3 protein-coding genes are annotated in these 3,045 nt (G+C 65.3%); 1 reads left to right on the top strand and 2 read right to left on the bottom strand.

The genetic code is table 11. The features are described from left to right. Window positions 1-79: 79 nt before the first annotated feature. Window positions 80-1,183 (bottom strand): alkene reductase, encoded by a 1,104-nt coding sequence (locus ACEW8G_RS12565; protein WP_373488755.1) that lies wholly within the window; start codon window positions 1,181-1,183, stop codon window positions 80-82. 75 nt (window positions 1,184-1,258) lie between these two features. Between ACEW8G_RS12565 and ACEW8G_RS12560 the strand changes: the two genes are divergently transcribed. Next, window positions 1,259-2,170, top strand: coding sequence for a DMT family transporter (locus ACEW8G_RS12560; protein ID WP_373488754.1), 912 nt, complete (start codon window positions 1,259-1,261; stop codon window positions 2,168-2,170). 7 nt (window positions 2,171-2,177) lie between these two features. Here the strand turns inward: ACEW8G_RS12560 and ACEW8G_RS12555 are convergent. Beyond that, window positions 2,178-3,045: c-type cytochrome (locus ACEW8G_RS12555; RefSeq protein WP_373488753.1), on the bottom strand; the 868-nt coding region annotated here is incomplete at its 5' end.

The following is a 3,045-nucleotide window of genomic DNA, read 5'->3' as shown; positions in this document are numbered from 1 at the left end:
CACAGCGCTTCGGCGAGCAGCAGCAAAACTGCGCTGCCAAGCAGCACCGCGCTGATCAGCAGCGGCTGGCCGCTGGCGATCATTGCGCCGCGACCGTCGCGTTCTGCTCTGCCAGCGTCGGATAATCGGTATAGCCCTCTGGTCCCTGGCCATACCAGCGCCTTGGGTTATCAGGGGTCAGCGGTGCACCCGCCGCCAGACGTGCGGGCAAGTCAGGGTTGGCAAGGAAGGTGCGGCCAAAGCTGATCGCATCGGCGCTGTCATTGGCCAGCGCGGCGGATGCGTTGTCGAGCACATAGTCGCTGTTGAGCACCAGCGGCGCAGAGAACACCTTGCGGATATGCGGGCTGACCGGCGGCACGTCGCTCGCGCCGAAGCTGCCGTTGGCGGGTGGCTCGCGCAATTCCAGAAAGGCGATGCCGATGCTGCCCAGCAGCGCCGCCGCTGCGGTAAACGTCTCCTGCGGAGTCGCATCGTTCGCCCCTTGGGTTTCGCCATTGGGCGACAGGCGCACCGACACCTGGCCCGGAGCCCACACCTCGATCAGCCGCTGCGTCACTTCCCCCAGCAGGCGGATGCGATTTTCAACTGCACCGCCATAGTCATCATCGCGCAGATTGGTTGACGAGCGGATAAACTGGTCGATCAGATAGCCGTTGGCGGCGTGCAGTTGCACCCCGTCGAACCCGGCGCGCTTGGCGTTGAGTGTGGCCTGCGCATAGTCATCAATGACACGCGGAATTTCATTCACCGGCAGCGCGCGCGCGGTCTCATAGGGCTTGGTGCCTTCATAGGTATGTGCGTGATAATCGAACCGCGTGGCCGACGCCGAAATCGGCGGCTGTCCGCCCAGAAAATCAGGATGCACCAGCCGCCCCATGTGCCACAGCTGGCAGATGATGCGGCCACCGGCCTTGTGCACCTGCTCGATCACCGGCTTCCACGCCTCGACCTGTTCATCATTCCAGATGCCCGGCGCGTAAGGCGTGCCGAGCCCTTCCTGGCTGATCCCGGTGGCTTCAGAAATGATCAGGCCGGCGGCGGCGCGTTGCGCATAATATTCGCCCATCAGCGGCACCGGCGCATGCGCCTTGGTGCTGCGGCAGCGGGTCAGCGGGGCCATCAGGATACGGTTGGGGCAGGCAATGGCGCCGAGCTGAATAGGGTCGAACAGGGTGGGCATATGCGTCGGGTCTCCATTGCCGAACGCCGCAGCATTTGCCGCGACACGAATTGATCCGTTGGCTAAAGGCCCGGGATGACAAAAGCAACCGAACGCGGCGGGGCCCTTGCGCTTATCGCGCTGATACTTGCCAATGTGACGCTGGCATTCGGGCCATGGCTGGTGCGGCTGGCCGATACCGGGCCGGTCTCCGCAGGATTCTGGCGACTGACGCTGGCGCTGCCGGTGCTGGTGCTGCTCGCCGGCAACGAAAACCGGGCGCAGGGAACATCGCCCGCCCGCTACACCGGCGCGATCTGGGCGATGATGCTCGTGGGCGGCGTGGCGTTCTCGCTCGATCTGGCCAGCTGGCACATCGGCATCGAACGGACCAAGCTCGCCAATGCCACCCTGTTCGGCAACATGGGCAGCATCATCATGGTCATCTACGGCTTCGTCATCGGCCGGGCATGGCCGCACCGAATGGAACTGGGTGCGGTGCTGCTCGCCTTCACCGGGGCAGCGTTGCTGATGGGCAGTTCCTATGACCTCGACGTGCGCAATCTGGTCGGCGACCTGTTCTGCCTTGCAGCGGGCATTCTGTATGCAGGCTATCTCATCGCCATCCGGCAGGCGCGCAAGCAGGTGGGCAGCTGGTCGGTGCTCACGTGGTCGACCTTGTTCGGCCTCGCCCCGGCGCTGGGAATCGCGATCCTGCTGGGCGAGCCAGTCTGGCCGACCGACTGGACGCCGGTACTGGTGCTGGCGGCCACCAGCCAGCTGATCGGCCAGGGGCTGATGGTCTATGCGCTCAACCATTTTTCGCCGGTGGTCATCGGGCTGGCGCTGCTCAGTCAGCCGGCGATTGCCGCCGTGATCGGCTGGCTGGCCTTTGCCGAGCGGCTGGCACCGGTCGACTGGATCGGCATGATCGCCATCGGCATCGCTTTGGTGCTGGTGCGGCTGCCCGAGGCGCGGCGCGCGGCAAAACGCGCAGCTGCCGCCTGAGCCGACGTTACCGGCGCGCCATGCCCCTTGCCTCGATCGCCTTGTCCTCGTGCGCCCGCGCGATCACAAAATGGCGGATGCTGTCGATCTGCGCGGCATTCATCACCGGCGAAAAGCTGACCATGCCGTTGGCCTTGAGCGCGCCATCGTGCACGATCATCTGCCAGTTGTCAGGCGCGGCGAGCGTGCCGCTGTAGCGCAGATCGGGCAATATGCCGCCGCGCCCCGATGCCATCGCACCCGCATCGCCGTGGCACACCAGACAATAGCGGCCAAACAGCGCCTTGCCCTCAGCCACCACATCAGCCGAAGCCGTGAGCGCGGGCGGATCGAGCGGCAAATTGCCTGCCGATTCGGTCATCTCAGGCAATGCCGCCTTGCCGCCCAGCTTGAACACCAGCAGCCGCGAGATGTTGCGCACCGGGCCTGACATGTCGCTCAGCACCCCGGCGGTCAGCGCCCATGCGCCGCCCCATCCGGCGAGCACCGCGACATATTGCTCCCCGTTCACGCTGTAGGTGATCGGCGCGGCGACAACGCCGGTCTGCGCAGGGAAGCTCCACAGCTGATGGCCCTTGTCTGCGCCATAAGCAACGAAGCTGCCCGCCGCGTTGCCCTGAAACACCAGCCCGCCCGCTGTCGCCAGCACGCCGCCGTTCCACGGCCCGCCCAGTGCCACTTGCCAACGTTCCTTCTGCGCGACCGGATCCCAGGCGATCAGCGCGCCCTTGGTCGCCTTTTTCGCTTCGGCACGAATCGCTGCATCGGCGGGCATTGAGCCCGCTGCAGTATCCATGCCGACATTGAACCCAAGCTTTTCCGGCTTCCAGTTAGGATCGGGAATATAGGGGTAAGCGGTGATCTGCGCCGGGATG

This window comes from Blastomonas sp. (assembly GCF_041747255.1).
In the GTDB taxonomy this organism is placed as follows: domain Bacteria; phylum Pseudomonadota; class Alphaproteobacteria; order Sphingomonadales; family Sphingomonadaceae; genus Blastomonas.
This window is presented reverse-complemented; position numbering and strand designations above follow the sequence as displayed.

What these genes read in the sequence shown, in the direction of transcription:
- ACEW8G_RS12560 (WP_373488754.1), top strand. Translation starts at nt 1,259, where the DNA reads ATGACAAAAGCAACCGAACGCGGCGGGGCCCTTGCGCTTATCGCGCTG.
- ACEW8G_RS12565 (WP_373488755.1), bottom strand. Translation starts at nt 1,183, where the DNA reads ATGCCCACCCTGTTCGACCCTATTCAGCTCGGCGCCATTGCCTGCCCC.